Annotated in this window: 14 protein-coding genes; 11 read left to right on the top strand and 3 right to left on the bottom strand. The window is 67.2% G+C overall.

The features are described 5' to 3' along the window. The first annotated feature begins 58 nt into the window (after positions 1-58). Entirely contained in the window at positions 59-1,684 is a 1,626-nt protein-coding gene (gene mptB / locus ACTHQS_RS19450) for a polyprenol phosphomannose-dependent alpha 1,6 mannosyltransferase MptB (protein ID WP_440172143.1), read from the top strand. Positions 1,685-1,709: 25 nt separating this feature from the next. On the opposite strand, the gene ACTHQS_RS19445 is transcribed toward mptB, so the two are convergent. Together ACTHQS_RS19445 and ACTHQS_RS19440 are read right to left on the bottom strand one after the other, a co-directional pair. Continuing rightward, positions 1,710-2,966 (bottom strand): hypothetical protein, encoded by a 1,257-nt coding sequence (locus tag ACTHQS_RS19445; protein ID WP_440172140.1) that lies wholly within the window; start codon positions 2,964-2,966, stop codon positions 1,710-1,712. A gap of 28 nt (positions 2,967-2,994) precedes the next feature. Continuing rightward, a complete protein-coding gene (locus ACTHQS_RS19440; protein WP_440172214.1) occupies positions 2,995-4,284 on the bottom strand; it encodes a glycosyltransferase 87 family protein in 1,290 nt (429 codons plus the stop codon). Between the two features lie 356 nt (positions 4,285-4,640). Here ACTHQS_RS19440 and ACTHQS_RS19435 point away from each other — a divergent pair, with 356 nt between their 5' ends. Further along, positions 4,641-4,844, top strand: a complete 204-nt coding sequence (locus tag ACTHQS_RS19435) for a hypothetical protein (protein ID WP_440172138.1) — start codon at positions 4,641-4,643, stop codon at positions 4,842-4,844. Positions 4,845-4,950: 106 nt separating this feature from the next. Here the strand turns inward: ACTHQS_RS19435 and ACTHQS_RS19430 are convergent, their stop codons facing one another. Continuing rightward, positions 4,951-5,211: a DUF3072 domain-containing protein gene (locus ACTHQS_RS19430; RefSeq protein ID WP_440172136.1), complete on the bottom strand. Its 261-nt coding sequence runs from the start codon at positions 5,209-5,211 to the stop codon at positions 4,951-4,953. 138 nt (positions 5,212-5,349) lie between these two features. Here ACTHQS_RS19430 and ACTHQS_RS19425 point away from each other — a divergent pair, with 138 nt between their 5' ends. The 9 genes from ACTHQS_RS19425 to ACTHQS_RS19385 all read left to right on the top strand — a co-directional run bounded on the left by ACTHQS_RS19425 (position 5,350) and on the right by ACTHQS_RS19385 (position 15,969). After that, entirely contained in the window at positions 5,350-6,222 is an 873-nt protein-coding gene (locus ACTHQS_RS19425) for an NAD(P)-dependent oxidoreductase (protein ID WP_440172134.1), read from the top strand. A gap of 203 nt (positions 6,223-6,425) precedes the next feature. Next, the gene (locus ACTHQS_RS19420) at positions 6,426-7,802 is read left to right on the top strand and encodes an MFS transporter (RefSeq protein WP_440172131.1); all 1,377 of its coding nucleotides are present in this window, start codon (positions 6,426-6,428) and stop codon (positions 7,800-7,802) included. A 148-nt stretch (positions 7,803-7,950) separates the two neighbouring features. Continuing rightward, the gene (locus ACTHQS_RS19415; RefSeq protein ID WP_440172129.1) at positions 7,951-8,616 is read left to right on the top strand and encodes a GntR family transcriptional regulator; all 666 of its coding nucleotides are present in this window, start codon (positions 7,951-7,953) and stop codon (positions 8,614-8,616) included. Then, a complete protein-coding gene (locus ACTHQS_RS19410) occupies positions 8,613-9,782 on the top strand; it encodes an MFS transporter (RefSeq protein ID WP_440172127.1) in 1,170 nt (389 codons plus the stop codon). Before ACTHQS_RS19415 ends, ACTHQS_RS19410 begins: the two co-directional genes overlap by 4 nt. Positions 9,783-9,973: 191 nt before the next feature. After that, complete coding sequence (locus ACTHQS_RS19405; protein WP_440172125.1) at positions 9,974-10,663, top strand: HD domain-containing protein; 690 nt, start codon at positions 9,974-9,976, stop codon at positions 10,661-10,663. 97 nt (positions 10,664-10,760) lie between these two features. Beyond that, positions 10,761-11,555, top strand: a complete 795-nt coding sequence (locus ACTHQS_RS19400; RefSeq protein WP_440172123.1) for an IclR family transcriptional regulator — start codon at positions 10,761-10,763, stop codon at positions 11,553-11,555. A 121-nt stretch (positions 11,556-11,676) separates the two neighbouring features. Further along, the gene (locus tag ACTHQS_RS19395; RefSeq protein WP_440172121.1) at positions 11,677-12,954 is read left to right on the top strand and encodes a cytochrome P450; all 1,278 of its coding nucleotides are present in this window, start codon (positions 11,677-11,679) and stop codon (positions 12,952-12,954) included. Positions 12,955-12,959: 5 nt separating this feature from the next. Next, on the top strand, positions 12,960-14,039 hold the full coding sequence (locus ACTHQS_RS19390; RefSeq protein WP_440172119.1) for a PEP/pyruvate-binding domain-containing protein: 1,080 nt from the start codon (positions 12,960-12,962) through the stop codon (positions 14,037-14,039). A gap of 61 nt (positions 14,040-14,100) precedes the next feature. Next, positions 14,101-15,969, top strand: coding sequence for a PEP-utilizing enzyme (locus ACTHQS_RS19385; RefSeq protein WP_440172117.1), 1,869 nt, complete (start codon positions 14,101-14,103; stop codon positions 15,967-15,969). Positions 15,970-15,993: the final 24 nt, after the last annotated feature.

Genomic DNA, 15,993 nt, shown 5'->3' with positions numbered 1-15,993 from the left:
AGGGTGGCCCATAGGCCGGTGCAACCAATGCCGTAACAAAGTAGGGGACCACACAATCATGACGGCAGGCGGGTCACACCTCGAGACGTCGGAAAGCCGGCCGGGCAAGCCGGTCGACGCCTCCGCGCCCGCCAGGGGCCGGGCCTACCTCGCCACTATCGAAGGTTTCGTCGGCGCCCTCATGATGTTTGTCGGCTCCATCGGCACGGGCTGGATTGCCAACGGCTCACCCATGATCCGGCAGCCGGTGGTGATTGCGCTCCGCACCGAAGGCTGGGGTGTGGCGGTATCCACGGTGCTGCTGACGGCGGGCGCCATGCTCCTGATGCGCTCCTGGCTGAGGCTGGGCCAGCGGCTGGGGGACTGGGGCAAGTCCTCGCTCCGGTCCGTGGTGGTGGCCGTCTCCGCCTGGTCCCTGCCGCTGCTGTTTTGCGTCCCGGTCTTTTCCCGCGACGTCTACGCATACACGGGCCAGGGCCGCCTGGTGCAGGAGGGCCAGAACCCCTATGAGGTGGGCATTTCCACGCTCAACAACTGGTTTTCGCTGGGCGCCGACCCCGCCTGGGCCGAGAACAGGACCCCCTACGGACCGTACTTCCTGTGGCTGGCACGTGCCGTGGTGGGACTGACGGGTGCCCAGCCGGACGCGTCAGTCCTGCTCTTCAGGCTCCTGGCCGGCGTCGGCGTCCTGCTATGCGTTATCTACGTGCCCAAACTGGCCGAACTGCACGGCATCAACGGGGCCAGGGCCCTGTGGATCTCCGTGGCCAACCCGCTGTTCCTCATCAGCTTTATCGCCAGCGCCCACAACGACGCACTCATGGTGGGACTCGCCGTCGCCGGTGTCTACCTGGCCGCCACCCGCCGCTACGTGCTGGGCATCCTCCTGGTCACCGCCTCCATCGGCATCAAGCCCATCACGGTACTGCTGCTGCCGTTCATCGGCGTCATGTGGGCGGGCCCCTCGGCCTCCTGGCCGCGCAAGTTCCTCATGTGGGGAGCGACGGCAGGCATCAGCTTTGGCGTGCTGGCCCTCAGCGGCATCCCGTACAACCTGGGCATCGGCTGGACCTGGGCCATCATGGACCCCACCCCCGGCTACACGGGGTACTCGCCGTCGGGCTTCCTGGGCCAGCAGGTGGAGATGCTCGCCAACGCCCTGGGCCTGCCCGGGGGAACGCTGGCCACCTGGCTGCGGACGGCCATGAAGTGGGGCGCCATCGCCTTGGTCCTGCTGCTGATGTTCCGCGGCGACTACTCCCGTGCGGTGCGCCGGATGGCCCTGGCGTTCACCGCCGTCGTGATGCTTTCACCCATCATCCAGCCCTGGTACATCCTGTGGTTCCTGCCCTTCCTGGCGGTCACCGGCATCCGGGACGACTGGCAGATCCGCTCGCTCTACGTGGGCGTGACGTTCTTCGTGGTGTTTGGCGCCCAGGACCAGCTCTCGGTCTGGTCCTTCGTTGAACTGCCCATCGACGCGTCCTCCCTGGCCTTTTTCACCGCCCTCGCGTTCACGTTCTACCTGCTGGTGCTGGACGTACACACCCGGAAACTCCTCATCGAGGGCAAGCCGCTGGACCTGGCGCGCCGCGCCTGGCAGTGGACCGTGGAACGGCGGGCGGCACGCCGCGCTGCGGCACCCGAGGCGCCCGCCGCCGTCGACCGGTCCGAACGCCGCTAACCGGACGCGCCGGCGCCCCAAGCAGCTAGGCTTGCGCAGTCAACCGCGTGGACGTCTTCCGGCCCAGCTCGGCCGTGCGCTTCACCGACCACCACAGCAGAACCACCAGGAGCAGGTTGCGGGTGGTGAGGATGGCCGCCATGACCGGATGGGCGTGGATCAGCGGCGTGTAGAACAGCGGGTAGATCACGAACGTCGTCATCGCGATGCCCATCAGCAGGGCCGCCGGGACCTTCCAGCGCTCCCAGTCGTGCGTCAGGCCGGCGATGATCACCGGAGCCAGCCAGATGATGAACTGCGGCGAACCCACCTTGTTGAAGACGATGAACGCGGTGACCATCATGAGCGAGCCCTCGAGGAACAGTTCCTCCCGCTCGGCGCCGCGCCGCATGGCCCGCACCAAGAGGATGGCCGCGGTGACGGCGGCGAGGACCAGCAGCGGCTGCATCAGGAACGCCGCGGTACTGGCGCCCGGGCCGTAGACCTCGGTGGAGTTGATGGCCGTGTTGTCCGCCATCTTGGACCCGGCGATGTGGAACACGCTCAGCCAGACCCAGGGCGTGGAGAACGTGGCCTCGAGCTGCATGCCGCGCTCGCCCTGGTTCAACAGGAAGTCCATGATGTGCGGCAGGCCGCCGGTCAGCCAGGTCCCCAGGCCAACGGCGGCGGTCACGGTGGCGCCGGCGAGCACCACCGGGATGCGTTTGTGGCTGGCGATGACAATGGGCACCAGTACCGCTGCAGGCCACACCTTGATCCAGGTGGCAATGCTGAGCAGGGTGCCTGCCACCACCGGCCGTTCCGCCGCGTAGAGCAGCGCGATCAGCACGATCGGGGCGGTGATGCCTTCCACCCTGGCGAAGCTCAGGTAGCCCATGAAGACGGTGAAGAACAGCCACCACCAGGCCGGGGCCACGCCCGTCACCTTCCGTGGACCACGGGTCAGGTAGAGCAGGCCGACGGTGTTGAGCGCTGTGATGATCAGGAACCAGACCAGCAGGTAGAGGCTTGGTCCCGCGATGTTGGCGAGGAAGATGGGGATCTGCGCCAGCACCGGGTAGACCCACGGGCTGATCTTCCCGGTCAGGTCCTGCGGGTTGTACCCGGCCGTGGCCCACTGCCGGTACTGCTCGGTGTCGCTGAAGGTGTCGCCGTTCAGGAAGAAGGACGCCATCCAGCCCAGGAAGTACAAATGGACGACGGCGAAGCCCCACCACACGCTGGACGGGCGGGCGAACCAGTCCACCACCTTGGCCGGCAGGACTTTGCTGCGGACCGTCACCAAACGGTCAAAGAACCTCGTGGAAATCTCAGGTCTCCTTGAGCGCGGGGGCGGGTGCGGCGGTCTTCTTGCCCAGCGAGTACAGGCGCCGGACGCTCCACAGGAACAGGACCACCAGCAGGACGTTGCGGATGGTCAGCACCAGCGCCATCCACGGGTTGTTGTGGCTGAGGGCGTCGTAGAAGAGGGGGTAGATGAAGTAGGTGGCGACGGCGATGGCGATCAGCATCAGTGCCGGGACGCGCCATTCGCGCCAGCTGTGCGCCAGGCCGACGGCAACCGCCGGTCCGAGCCACACCATGAACTGGGGCGACCCTACCTTGTTGAACACCACGAAAGCGGCGGCCAGGGCGAGGGCGCCGGCCAGGAGCAGCTCGGTCCGGTCCACGCCTCCGGCCACCCTGTGCTGCTTGCCGTTGTGCAGGGCCCAGAATGCCAGGCCAGCCACCAGCAGGGCGGCCAGGACCAGGAGCGGCTGCATCAGCACGGACATGGTGGCGGTGCCCGGGCCGTCCACCTGCATGGAGTTGATGTCCGTGTTCATGTACATGCGGGAGCCGCCCACGTTCAGGACGGAAAGCCAGAGCCACGGTGTGGTGAAGGTAGCCTCGAGCTGCATGCCGCGGTCGCCCTGCTGGGTGAGGAAGTTCAGGAGCTTGGGGACGCTGCCAAGGGCTGCCGCCAGCGCAACGACGCCCGCCGTCGTCGCGATTCCTGCAAGCACCACCAGCAGGCGGTTCTTGACGACGGCGAAGAGGGCCAGCATGATGGCCGCCGGCCAGACCTTCACCCAGGTGCCGATGGCCAGCAGGACCGAGGCGATAAACGGACGCTGGACGCCGTACGCCAGGGCCACGAGGACCAGCGGGGCGGTGAGGCCGTCAACGCGGGCGAATCCCAGCCAGCCCATGAGGAAGGTAAAGGCGAGCCACCACCAGCCGGCAGGGATGGCGTCCGCGATGCGGCCGCGTCCGGTGAGTTTCAGCAGCGCCCAGCCGTTGAGGAGCGTTGTCATGAGGACCCAGAGGAAGAAGAACGGACCCGGGCCTGCGAGCCCCGCAATGGCCATGGGGATCAACGCCAGGATGGGGTAGACCCAAGGGCTGGGGCCGCCCCGGAGGTTCGCGTCGTTGAAGCCTGCCATGGCCCAGTCGCGGTAGATGAAGGTGTCGCTGAACGCCTCGCCGCGCAGGGAGAGCGAAGCCGCGAAGACCAGGAAGACCAAGTGGACCACAATGAATCCGCCCAGCAGCCCGCGCCCGGAGTTTAGTCCGCTCCTTACGGGGGCGGGGAGGATGACGTTGCGGATCCTGGTCAGATTGCCGAAGAGAGCGTCGGTGGAAATGGCGGAATCCTTGTCAGGTCGTTGCACAGCCGGCGGTGGCGCAATAATGGCTCGGGTGGGCCGCGGGGCGGGTTTAACAGGCAGATGGAAGCCCCGAAAACCGGCTCCCACTCCCTTTCAACTCTAATTGACGGCGCCCTGCGGCCAGTAATTGTCAGGACAAATGGTGGTGTCCAAGGCGCTGACCTGCGTCATTTATCTAAAGTTGCTGGCACATTTTTGCTCGGGCACCATGGGTCGAGGTACGAAAGTGCCAACCGCCTAAGCAGCCAGGGGGAGCGCTGGGCGGCGCATGCCCACCCGCCCCCTGAAAGACACAGGCAATATCCATGAACTTCCCCCTGACCCTCACCGTCTCCGACCGCCACAGCATGGACACCGAGCTCGACGCCGCCGTCGCAGCGGCCAAGGCCCACGCACTCATGGGCCGCCGCCACGGCATCCTGGTGACCCGGCATGGCGCCGACAAGTTCACGGTGGACCTCAGCGACACCGTCCCCTTCGGCCTTACCCGCGAACACCAGGCCTGGTAGGGCCCTTTAGCACGCGCCTGGCCTGGCCGGGCCCCCCGAACGTAGCGTGCCCCTGACGGCGGTGCCTTTGGCGCCGCCGTCACCGCCGGCGTCGCCCCTTTACCGCCTAACTGCCGGCGCTGCTGTCCCCGTCGCCGCCCACGCGGTTGCTGCGCTGCTGCAGCCGGTCGATGTGCTTGGACGCCTCCGCCTTGCTCAGGTCTGCGGGAAGCTCCTCGCCCGCCTCGCGTGCGAGGGTATCGAGGTAGCTGCGCTGGGCCGCCGTCATGGGTTCATCGCCGGTCACCCAGTCTTCCGGGTCCCTGTTGAGGCCTGCGTTCGGTTCCGGTTCCGGGCTGCCGATGGTTTCCTGGTTGCTGTCGCTCATGGGTACGAGTCTAGGTCGGGGCGCCGACATTCCGGTGGAGCGTGCGTGCCGGGATGCCATGGCTTGAATAAATCGGGGAATCCTGGAGACGTTGAGTAGGTAGACGCCAGACCTCAACGCAGCCGGGAGAATGACTCAATGGATACCAAGCTCAAAGTCGCAGTGCTCGGAACGGGAACCATGGGAGCGGCCATGGCCCGGAACCTCCTGCGGGCCGGCCATGACGTCTCGGTGTGGAACCGGGATGCGGCCAAAACCGAACCCCTGGGCGCTGAAGGCGCCAGGCGCGCCGCCAATCCGGCCGAGGCAGTTGAGGCGGCCGACGTGGTCCTGACCATGCTCTACGACGCGGCCGCGGTGGAAGACGTCGTCCGGGCCGCCACCCCTGGCTTCCGGCCCGGCACGGCCTGGGTCCAGTCCACCACCGTGGGTGTGCAGGACGCGCCATCTTTGGCCAAACTGGCCGCGGAACTCGGCCTGGACCTGGTGGAGGCGCCCGTGTCCGGCACCCGCGCCCCCGCTGAAGCCGGCCAGCTCCTGGTGCTGGCCGCCGGGCCTGAGCCTGTGCGCCGGCGGGTGGCGCCGGTCCTGGATGCCATCGGCGCCCGAACCATCTGGACGGGGCAGGACCCCGCCCAAGGGTCCGCCACCCGGCTGAAACTCGTGGTGAACAGCTGGGTCATTGCCGCCTCCAACGCCGCCGGCGAGGTGGTTGCCCTGGCTGAGGCGCTCGGCGTCGATCCGCAGCAGTTCCTCAGCGTGATCGACGGCGGCGGCCTGGACCTTCCCTACCTGCGGACCAAGATGGGCCTCATCATGGACGGCGGCCTTGAACCGGCTTCCTTCGCCGTGGACACCGCCTGCAAGGACGCACACCTGATCGTCGATGCCGCCGCTGAGCAGGGCGTGAAGCTCGACGGCGCCGAAGCGTTCGCCGCCAGGCTGGACCGGGTGGCAGAACAGGGCCGCGCCAAGCAGGACATGGCTGCGGCGTACTTCGCGAGCCGGTAGCAGGCACCGCCCAGACGCTGCTGTCCTGCGCCGGATAGCGCTTGCCCATTGACGTAACAAACGTCACCTTCTATATTGGATGAATCGATTCAAGAGCTACAGCCGCTGGCCAGGTAAGACCATTTTCGGCGCAGGCACACTCCTGAACATCTACGGAATCCAGCGGATCCGGTTCCTTGCCAATGAAGACGAAGGACAAGCACATGAGCACCACCCCAACCCGCGTCGTCCAGGCGAACCAGCAACTCGGAACCAGTTCCCGTGATCCGCGGAAGGCGGCCATGAGCGGCTGGATCGGAAGTGCCCTCGAGTACTACGACTTCGCGCTGTACTCGCTGGCTGCCACGCTGATCTTCCCCACCATCTTCTTTCCCGCCGAGAACCCCACCGTAGGGATCATCGCCTCCCTGGCAACCTACGCGGTGGGCTATGTCTCCCGCCCGGTAGGCGCCGTCGTCCTTGGGGCGTACGGTGACCGGCACGGACGCAAGAAGGTGCTCGTCTTCGCCATGCTGCTCATGGGTTTCGCGACCTTCGCCGTCGGGCTCCTGCCAACCTACGGGCAGGTGGGCCTCCTTGCCCCCGCCCTGCTGGTGATCCTCCGCCTCATCCAGGGCTTCGCGGTCGCAGGCGAACTCGGCGGCGCCAGTGCGATGATCGTCGAACACTCTCCCGATGCCCGGCGCGGCTTCTTTGCCAGCTTCAGCCTCCAGGGCACGCAGGTGGGGTCAATCCTGGCCACCGGGGTCCTGCTGCCGCTCGCCGCCCTCCTCCCGGCTGACCAGTTCGGCGCCTGGGGATGGCGCATCCCGTTCCTGCTCAGCGCCGTCGTCATTTTTGCCGGATACCTCATCCGCCGCCGGGTTACCGAGCCCCCCGCCTACGCCGCCCAGCCGGATACCGCAGGGACCAAGCGCCGCTTTCCGCTCGCCGAGCTCCTGCGTACCCGCCCGGGGGCACTCGTCCGCTGCATCCTCATGACCTTCACCAACGTCATCGGCATGGCCACCCTGATTTTCGGCGTCTCCTTCGCCACGCAGAAGGGCTACGGCAACGGCTTCTCCAGCAGCGAGTTCCTGTGGGTGACCCTGGTGGCCAACATCGCGGCCGTGGCCACCATCCCGCTGTTCGGTGCGCTGTCGGACAGGATCGGGCGGCGGATGCTCATGGCGGCCGGCGGCGTGGTTGGCGGCCTTCTGGTGACCGGATACCTGTGGGCGATCGAGCAGGGGAGCCTGCCGCTGGTCTTCGTCTGTGTGGTCATCGTCCAGGGCATCTTCTTCCAGATGTGGAACGCCACCTTCGCCACCTTCTTCCAGGAGCAGTTCCCCATGCGGATCCGCGTGACCGGCTTCGCCGTCTCGCAGAACATCGGACTCATGATTGCTTCGTTCTTCCCGAGCATCTTCACCGCGATCGCGCCTCCTGGCTCGGCGAATATCCCGCTGACCATCGGGCTGACCACGCTCGGCATCTGCCTGGTCTCCGCCGTGGCCACGCTGATGTCCTCCGATACGAAGGGCACGTCGCTCGAGGACCTCGAGACGCAAAAGGCCGGGCGAGCCGCAGGCCGCGCTTAGTTCCGCAGGTAAGACAACCGAAGAAGGGGCAGCAGCTGCTGCCCCTTCTTCGTGTGCCCCGAGTGTGGTCCCCGGGCTGGGCGGGATCCACCCGAGGCCCACCCTGTATAGATGTATACAAGTATGATGTGGGACGGAGGTACAAACGATGCCAGATTCACCCGCCCGGAACACCGGGGCCCATTTTGTCTACGGCGAGCTGAAACGCCGCATCCTGAGCCTTGAGCTGAAGCCGGGGGAGCGGATCTACGAACCGGCGATGGCGTCCGCGCTGCAGGTGAGCCGCACGCCGCTGCGCGAGGCCATCCGGCGCCTCATCAGCGAGGACCTGCTGGAGCAGCAGCCCACCGGCGGGGTGCTGGTGCCGGCCCTGGACGAAGCCGCAATTTCGGAACTCTATGAGGTCCGCGCGGCCATGGAATCCCTGATGGCCCGCAACGCCTGCCTGAAAGCGACGCCCGCTGACATCGAAGCCCTGCACGGAATCCTTGAACGCAACGCCGCCATGGTGACGTTCGCTGACGACGCCATGCAGCAGGGCATGGCACTGCACGCCAAGATTGCCGCGATCGCCGGAAACTCCTGGGCCCGCCGCTTCCACGGCCAGATCTCCAGCCACATGGAGCGGTACCGGCATTTCACCAACAGCACGCAGGAGCGCCGGGACCAGGCCCTGGCCCAGCACCGGACCCTGGTGGATGCAGTGTCCGGCGGCGATCCGGAAAAGGCCGCCCACATCGCGTTCGAGCACGTGATGGGCGCCCGGGACGCCGCGGTGCGGGCCATCTCCGGCGCCACCACCGCAGGCGCATGATCGGCGAACTCGGGCGGCGCACGTCCACGGCCCTGCTGGTCCATTCCGCGCTGATCCAGGCCGTCACGTTCCTGGTCCGCCCGGCAGCCACGTACCGTGCCCTGGAACTGGACGTTCCCGGCTTCGCCCTGGGCCTGCTGGCCGCCAGCTACGCCGTCTTTCCGCTGCTGCTCGCCGTGCCTACGGGCGGCCTGGTGGACCGCCTGGGTGAGCGCCGGCTCATGGCGATCGGGTCCGCCGTCGTCCTTTCCTGCTCCGTCTTCCTGCTGCTGTGGGGCTCATCGATCGTGGCCCTGGTCATCGGAACCGCACTGCTGGGCGCCGGGCAGATGGCGTGCGTTGTGGGGCAGCAGGCGGTGGTAGCCAACAACGCCGCCTCGTCCCGCATGGACTCCGCGTTCGGATACCTGACGTTCGCGGCATCCCTGGGGCAGGCCCTGGGGCCGTTGGCGATTGCCTTGGTGGGCGGCGCCTCCATCCGGCCCGACACACAGGCCATCTTCATGCTGGCGGTCATCATGGGCGTGGTGCTGTTCGCCACCACCTTCGTTGTCCCGGCCCATGTCAGCGCCGGGAAACGGAAGGCCGGTTCCGCTGGTACGGGCAGTGCGGTATCGCTGCTGAAGTCACCCGGCGTGGCCCGGGCCCTCGCCACCAGCGCCACCGTCCTGGCCGTGGTGGACCTGACCATGGTCTACCTGCCAGCCCTCGGCGCCGACCGTGGACTTACCGCGGCAACCGTGGGCGCCATGCTGACCGTCCGCGCCGTCTTCTCCATGGTGTCGCGGCTCCTGCTGGGCCGGGTGTCCCGGAGGATTGGCCGGATGCGGCTGTTGGTGGTGAGCCTGGCCTTATCCACCGCGGCGCTGGCAGCCGCAGCCATTCCCATGCCGGCGTGGCTGCTCTTTGTGGTGATGGCCGTGCTGGGGCTGGGCCTGGGCATCGGCCAGCCGCTGACCATGTCCTGGCTTTCGGCGCAGGCGCCGGCCGGGCAGCGCGGGCGGGCACTGGCCCTGCGGCTCGCCGGCAACCGGGTGGGACAGGTGGTCCTGCCCAGCGCCATCGGCGTTGTTGCCGCCGGACTGGGCGCGGGTGGCGTATTCCTCGCGTCAGCCGTCGTGGTGGGCGGGACGCTCCTGCTGCTCCGCGGGGTGCAGCTGGACTAGCGCGTTCCCGCGTCACGCAGGGCACCTTTTCAGGCAGCGCACGACGGCGGCAGCCCGGGTTTCCGGGGCTTCCCCGCCCAACGCGGGCCGAAAGCGTGCCGTGCGTGACGCCGTCGCCCGCCCCACCACCCGGTTCCACTGGGCAGAAGCCGCCCGTTGCCCGCGGGCCGGTTGCCGGGCAGGCTGTGTGGATGACGAAGCTGCAGCCCGCCGCAAACCACTCAGGCCTCGACGCCGCCGCTGTTGCCTCCGGAATCGAACCGGACCCGGCAGGGGTCATTGCGCTGGACCCGGTGCTCGCAGGGATCTGGGAACTCGCCGCGCCATACCTGAAGGTCCGGGACAACGACGCCCACACGCTGTACGCCTTCGGCCTGGCCCGCGCACTGCTGGACGCCCACCCGGAAGCGGATGCAGCCGTGGTGCTTCCCGCCATCCTGCTGCACGACATCGGCTGGTCACGGGTCCCGCCCGGCGACGTCCTGGCCGCCATTGCGCCGGGCGGCGGCAGGCCGGACCTCGTGCTGCTGCACGAAAAGGAGGGGGCGCGCCTGGCCGCGGACATCCTCGCGGAGTGCCGTTACGACCGCGGCAGCATCCCCGCCATCCTTGACATCATCGATGGCCACGATTCCCGGCGGGAGGCCGTCACCATCGAGGACGCCATCGTCAAGGACGCGGATAAGACGTGGCGCCTCAGCCCCCACGGCATCGACACAGTCATGGACTGGTTCGGCCTGGACCGCGGACAGGCCCTGCGGCTCTGCTCCCAGCGCGTGCACGGCCACCTGTTCACCGCGGAGGCGCAGGCCATGGCCCGGGCATTGTCGGCACTGGAATCGGTCACCCTCTGGCCGCAGCGGCAACGCCTGCTTGCCTGACCTGAAAATCGGCGCCGCCCGGAGCCGTTCCCACGCTTAGACTCTTTCCGGACGCTGCCGGCACCTTGGCCCAGCGCCAGGAGCGAGGAGGCCCCCAATGGCCGGCGGCAGCCGCGACCCCGGACGCACCGTGACCTCCAAAGTGCTGTCCATCCTTGAAGCCTTCGAGACCTCCCGCGGCGCCCTGAGCCTGACCGATATCGCGGACAAGTCCGGGCTCCCCCTCAGCACTGCCCACCGCCTGGTGAACGAACTGACCGACTGGGGATTCCTGTCCCGGGAACCCAACGGCCGCTACCAGCTGGGCATCCGGCTGTGGGAGCTGGCGCAGAACACCGGCCGCCAGCTGCGCGATGCCGCCCACCCCTACATCCAGGACTTGTTCTCGCTGACCGGCGAGACGGCACACCTGGCCATCCGGGCCGGCAATGAAGTCCTGTACATCGACAGGGTCTACGGATCCAAGCGCGTGCCCCGCGCGTCCCGGGTGGGCGGCCGCCTGCCCATGCACGCCACCGCCGTCGGGAAGGTCATCCTGGCGTTCGAGGAAGACTGGGTGCGCGACGCCTACCTCCACCGGGACCTGGAACGCGCCACCGCCCACACCCACATCGACCCGCAAAAGTTCACCGCCGAGTTGGCTGCCATCCACGCGCAGGGCTATGCCACCACCCTCGAGGAAGTGCGGCTGGGCTCGTGCTCCATTGCGGTCCCGGTGTTCCACACCGGCCGGATCGGCGCCGCCATCGGCCTGGTGCTGCCCACGGCCCAGGCGTCCACCATGACCAGGTATCTTCCCGTCCTCAAGGGCATCTCAGCCCAAATCGAAAAGGCCACCGCGCGGATCCCCCTGGAGACCCTGATTGGCGTGCACAAAGGACCGCGCTTCTGACTTTCGATTCCGTCCAGTGGAAGCCGGCGCTGTCCCGGCCCGGTGATGTGGACCACACTGGTGACTAAGAAACCCCCGCCGCCCTGAGGCGCCGGGCGGAGTCAAGTCACCAGGAGTCAACATGTCATCGTCGACAGAAACGGCTGGCCGCTGTCCTTTCGGGTACGGCGCCGAAGCCCCCGCCGGGCACCACGGCTACGAACCCTTCCAGATGAAGGATCCCTTCACCGCCTACGCAGAGCTCCGGGCCGAGCAGCCCGTGATGTTCGATGAGCGTACCGGCCTGTACGTCGTCTCCCGCTACGACGACATCAAAGCCGTCTTCGAGGACTGGGAAACGTTCTCCAGCGAAAACGCCCAGGCCCCGGTCCGGGAGCGGGGAGCCGCCGCGAAAAAGATCATGGAGGACGGCGGCTTCACCGCATACTCCGGCCTGTCCGCCCGCCGCCCGCCGGAGCACACCCGCATCCGCGCCGTGGTGCAGAAGGCCTTCACGCCCCGCCGCTACAAGGCGCTGGAACCGTTCATCCGGCAGAATGTGGTGGACCTGCTCGAAAAGATGCTCTCCCGCGAAGAGCGCCGCGGGGACCTGGTCAAGGACCTGGCCTACGACGTTCCCACCATCACCATCCTCACCCTGATCGGGGCGGACGTTTCCCAGGTGGACACGTTCAAGCGCTGGTCCGACTCCCGCGCCGCCATGACCTGGGGCGACCTGACCGATGAGGAGCAGATCCCGCACGCCCACAACCTGGTGGAGTACTGGCAGGAATGCCTGCGCCTGGTCCGGGTGGCCCACGAACAGGGCGGCGACAACCTCACCGCGGACCTGGTCAAGGCCCAGCAGGACGGTGCCGAGATCTCGGACCACGAGATCGCCTCGGTCCTCTACAGCCTGCTCTTCGCCGGCCACGAGACCACCACCACCCTCATCTCCAACGCCCTGCGCGAGCTCCTGGCCCGTCCTGAGCAGTGGCAGCAGCTGGTGGCGGATCCCAAGAAGATCCCCGCGGCCATCGACGAGGTCCTCCGGTACGCCGGCTCCATTGTCGGATGGCGCCGGAAAGCCCTTAAGGACACCGAGGTGGGCGGAGTGCCCATCGAAAAGGGCTCGCAGCTGCTGCTCCTGATGGGCTCGGCCAACCGCGACGAAACCAAGTTCACCGACGGCGAGGACTTCGACATCACCCGGCCTAACGCCCGCGAGCACCTCTCTTTCGGGTTCGGCATCCACTACTGCCTGGGCAACATGCTCGCCAAGCTGCAGGCAAAAATCGCGCTCGAGGAAGTGGCCCGGCTCGCTCCCCGGCTAAAGCTCGACGCCCCGGAGGACATCGCCTTCCGCGAAAACCTGTCCTTCCGTGTTCCCGAGACCGTTCCTGTCACCTGGAAGGCCTAAGCACCATGCAAAGCAACGATCATGTCCAGTTCTTCGACGGCGGCATCGAGCCGAAGCTTGAAAACCTCGGTGGCAAGGGCGCGTCCCTGGTCACCATGACCTCCGCCGGCATGCCCGTTCCGCCCGGCTTCGTCGTAACCACCGCGCAGTTCGATGCCTTCATGGGCGAAGCCGGCATCACCGCGAAGATCCACGAACTGCTGGCCGGCCTGGACCCGGAGGACACCCGGCAGGTGGACCAGGTGTCCGCCGCCATCCGCGAGGACATCTGCTCCCGCCCCGTGCCTGAAGAACTGCGCAGCATGACCATCGCCGCCTACGAATCCCTGATGGGACGCTTCGACGCCCCCGTCCCCGTGGCAGTGCGCTCCAGCGCCACCGCCGAGGACCTGCCGGACGCGTCCTTCGCCGGCCAGCAGGACACCTACCTCTGGCTGGACGGCGTCAAAGCGGTCACCGACCACATCCGCCAGTGCTGGGCTTCGCTCTACACGTCCCGCGCCATCATCTACCGGCTCAAGAACAGCATCCCCAACGAGGGACTGTCCATGGCCGTGGTGGTGCAGAAGATGGTCAACTCCAAGGTTTCGGGGGTGGCCATCACCATGGATCCCACCAACGGCGACCGGTCCAAGATCACCATCGATTCCTCCTACGGCGTGGGCGAGATGGTGGTCTCCGGCCAGGTCACTCCGGACAACATCGTGCTGGACAAGGTGACCCTCGCCGTCGTCAGCGAACACCTGGGCGACAAGCACGCCGAGCTGGTCCCGGACGCCGGCGCCAAGGGCCTGGTGGAACGCGAGGTCGACGACGAACGCCGTGCCCGCCGCAGCCTCACCGACGCAGAGCTCACCGCCGTCGCCCAGATGGCCAAGCGGGCCGAGAAACACTACAAGTGCCCGCAGGACATTGAGTGGGCCCTCGACGCGGACCTCCCCGACGGCGAAAACCTGCTCCTCCTGCAGTCCCGGCCGGAGACGGTCCACTCCTCCAAGCCCGCACCGGTGACCGCGCCCCAGCCCGTCATCACGGGCGGCTACTTCTCCGGACTGAGCACCCCCGCGCTCAAACCGACTGCCTGACCCCCATCCGAGGCTTCATCCCCACCAAGGCTCACCGCCGAGCCCTCCTGAAAGGACCGCCATGTCCATGAAGTCGTTCCCCAAGCCCTCCGAACTGCCGGTTCCCGCCGGGGCCGAAGGCTGGGAAAAGATCTACCCCTACTACCTGGTGTTCCAGGACAAGCTCAAGGAGCAGGAGGACGCCAAGTTCTGGTTCTGCGACAGCCAGCACTGGCCCACCGTGTTCAAGCCCTTCGAGACCATCGGCGGCGAATTCGCGGTCAAGTGCCTGGGCCAGTACAACGCCCGGCACCTCATGATCCCCAACGCCAACGGCATCGAGTTCCGCATCCACCTGGGCTACCTCTACATGTCCCCCATTCCCGTCCCGGAGGACCAGATCGCCGCCCGCGTGCCGCTGTTCGAGCAGCGCGTCGGCCACTACTTCCAGAACTGGGAGCAGCTACTCAAGGACTGGCACGTCAAGGTCAAGGGCACCATCGCCGAGATGGAAACCATCTCCTTCCCCAGGCTGCCGGACATGGTCCCGCTCGAGGACATCACCTCCGGCAAGGGCAAGGACGGCTCCGAGAAGCTCCTGGAAAGCTACGACCGGCTCATCCAGCTGGCCTACCAGAACTGGCAGTACCACTTCGAGTTCCTCAACCTGGGCTACATCGCCTACCTGGACTTCTTCAACTTCTGCAAACAGGTCTTCCCGAATATCCCCGACCAGTCGATCGCCAGCATGGTCCAGGGCGTGGACATGGAACTGTTCCGCCCGGATGACGAGCTCAAGCACCTCGCCAAGCTCGCCGTCGAACTGGGCCTCCAGCCCCACTTTGGAAACACGGACGACGTCGAGGCTACTTTGGGTGCCATCGCCGCCGCTCCGGGCGGGGACCGCTGGTTGGCCCAGTACGAAGGTGCCAAGGACCCCTGGTTCAACTTCACCGTGGGCAACGGCTTCTACGGCCACGACAAGTACTGGAACGTGAACCAGGAAATCCCGCTGGGCTACATCGCCGACTACATCCGCCGCGTGGACGAAGGCCAGGAGATCATGCGCCCCGTCGAGGCCCTCATCGCCGAACGCGACCGCATCATCGAGGAATACCGGGACCTCCTCGAAGGCGACAACCAGGCAGTCTTCGACGCCAAGCGCGGGCTCGCCGCCACCGCCTACCCCTACGTGGAGAACCACAACTTCTACATCGAGCACTGGACAATGGGCGTCTTCTGGCGCAAGATCCGCGAACTCTCCCGCATGATGCATGCCGAGGGCTTCTGGACCCAGCCGGACGACCTGCTCTACCTGGGCCGCAACGAGGTCCGCGACGCCCTCTTCGACCTGGTCACCGGCTGGGGCGTGGGCGCCAAGCCCATCGGCCCCGACTACTGGCCCGAGGAGATCGAACGCCGCCGCGGCATCGTGGACGCCCTCAAGACCGCCCGCCCCGCGCCGGCCCTGAACACCCCGCCGGCGTCCATCACCGAACCCTTCACCCGGATGCTGTGGGGCATCACCACTGAACAGGTCCAGCAGTGGCTGGGAGCCGGTGAAGAAGTGGAAGGCGGCGGACTGCGCGGCATGGCTGCCTCGCCCGGCGTGGTGGAAGGCCTGGCCCGCGTGGTCACCGACGCCGACCAGCTCTCAGAGGTGCAGCAGGGCGAGATCCTGGTGGCCACGGTGACGGCGCCGTCCTGGGGTCCCATCTTCGGCAAGATCAGCGCCACGGTCACTGACATCGGCGGCATGATGAGCCACGCTGCTATCGTCTGCCGCGAATACGGCCTGCCGGCCGTCACCGGCACGGGCTCCGGGTCCACCACCATCAAGACCGGCCAACGGCTCCGTGTGGACGGCACCAAGGGCACGGTCCAGATCCTGGACGCCGAGGACGAGCTGGTGGCTGCCGGACCCGGTGCCCACAGCCACAGCCATGTCTGACCGGGACATGCCGCCAGCAGAATA

Origin of the sequence: Arthrobacter sp. SAFR-044 (assembly GCF_051965175.1) — a bacterium.
GTDB lineage: Bacteria > Actinomycetota > Actinomycetes > Actinomycetales > Micrococcaceae > Arthrobacter.
Note: the sequence above shows the minus strand (reverse complement) of the source record. Positions and strands in the feature narration are given on the sequence as shown.

Coding starts and splice junctions, on each gene's coding strand:
- ACTHQS_RS19405 (WP_440172125.1), top strand. CDS start 9,974: ATGACGAAGCTGCAGCCCGCCGCAAACCACTCAGGCCTCGACGCCGCC.
- ACTHQS_RS19400 (WP_440172123.1), top strand. CDS start 10,761: ATGGCCGGCGGCAGCCGCGACCCCGGACGCACCGTGACCTCCAAAGTG.
- mptB (WP_440172143.1), top strand. CDS start 59: ATGACGGCAGGCGGGTCACACCTCGAGACGTCGGAAAGCCGGCCGGGC.
- ACTHQS_RS19415 (WP_440172129.1), top strand. CDS start 7,951: ATGCCAGATTCACCCGCCCGGAACACCGGGGCCCATTTTGTCTACGGC.
- ACTHQS_RS19410 (WP_440172127.1), top strand. CDS start 8,613: ATGATCGGCGAACTCGGGCGGCGCACGTCCACGGCCCTGCTGGTCCAT.
- ACTHQS_RS19425 (WP_440172134.1), top strand. CDS start 5,350: ATGGATACCAAGCTCAAAGTCGCAGTGCTCGGAACGGGAACCATGGGA.
- ACTHQS_RS19430 (WP_440172136.1), bottom strand. CDS start 5,211: ATGAGCGACAGCAACCAGGAAACCATCGGCAGCCCGGAACCGGAACCG.
- ACTHQS_RS19385 (WP_440172117.1), top strand. CDS start 14,101: ATGTCCATGAAGTCGTTCCCCAAGCCCTCCGAACTGCCGGTTCCCGCC.
- ACTHQS_RS19420 (WP_440172131.1), top strand. CDS start 6,426: ATGAGCACCACCCCAACCCGCGTCGTCCAGGCGAACCAGCAACTCGGA.
- ACTHQS_RS19390 (WP_440172119.1), top strand. CDS start 12,960: ATGCAAAGCAACGATCATGTCCAGTTCTTCGACGGCGGCATCGAGCCG.
- ACTHQS_RS19435 (WP_440172138.1), top strand. CDS start 4,641: ATGAACTTCCCCCTGACCCTCACCGTCTCCGACCGCCACAGCATGGAC.
- ACTHQS_RS19395 (WP_440172121.1), top strand. CDS start 11,677: ATGTCATCGTCGACAGAAACGGCTGGCCGCTGTCCTTTCGGGTACGGC.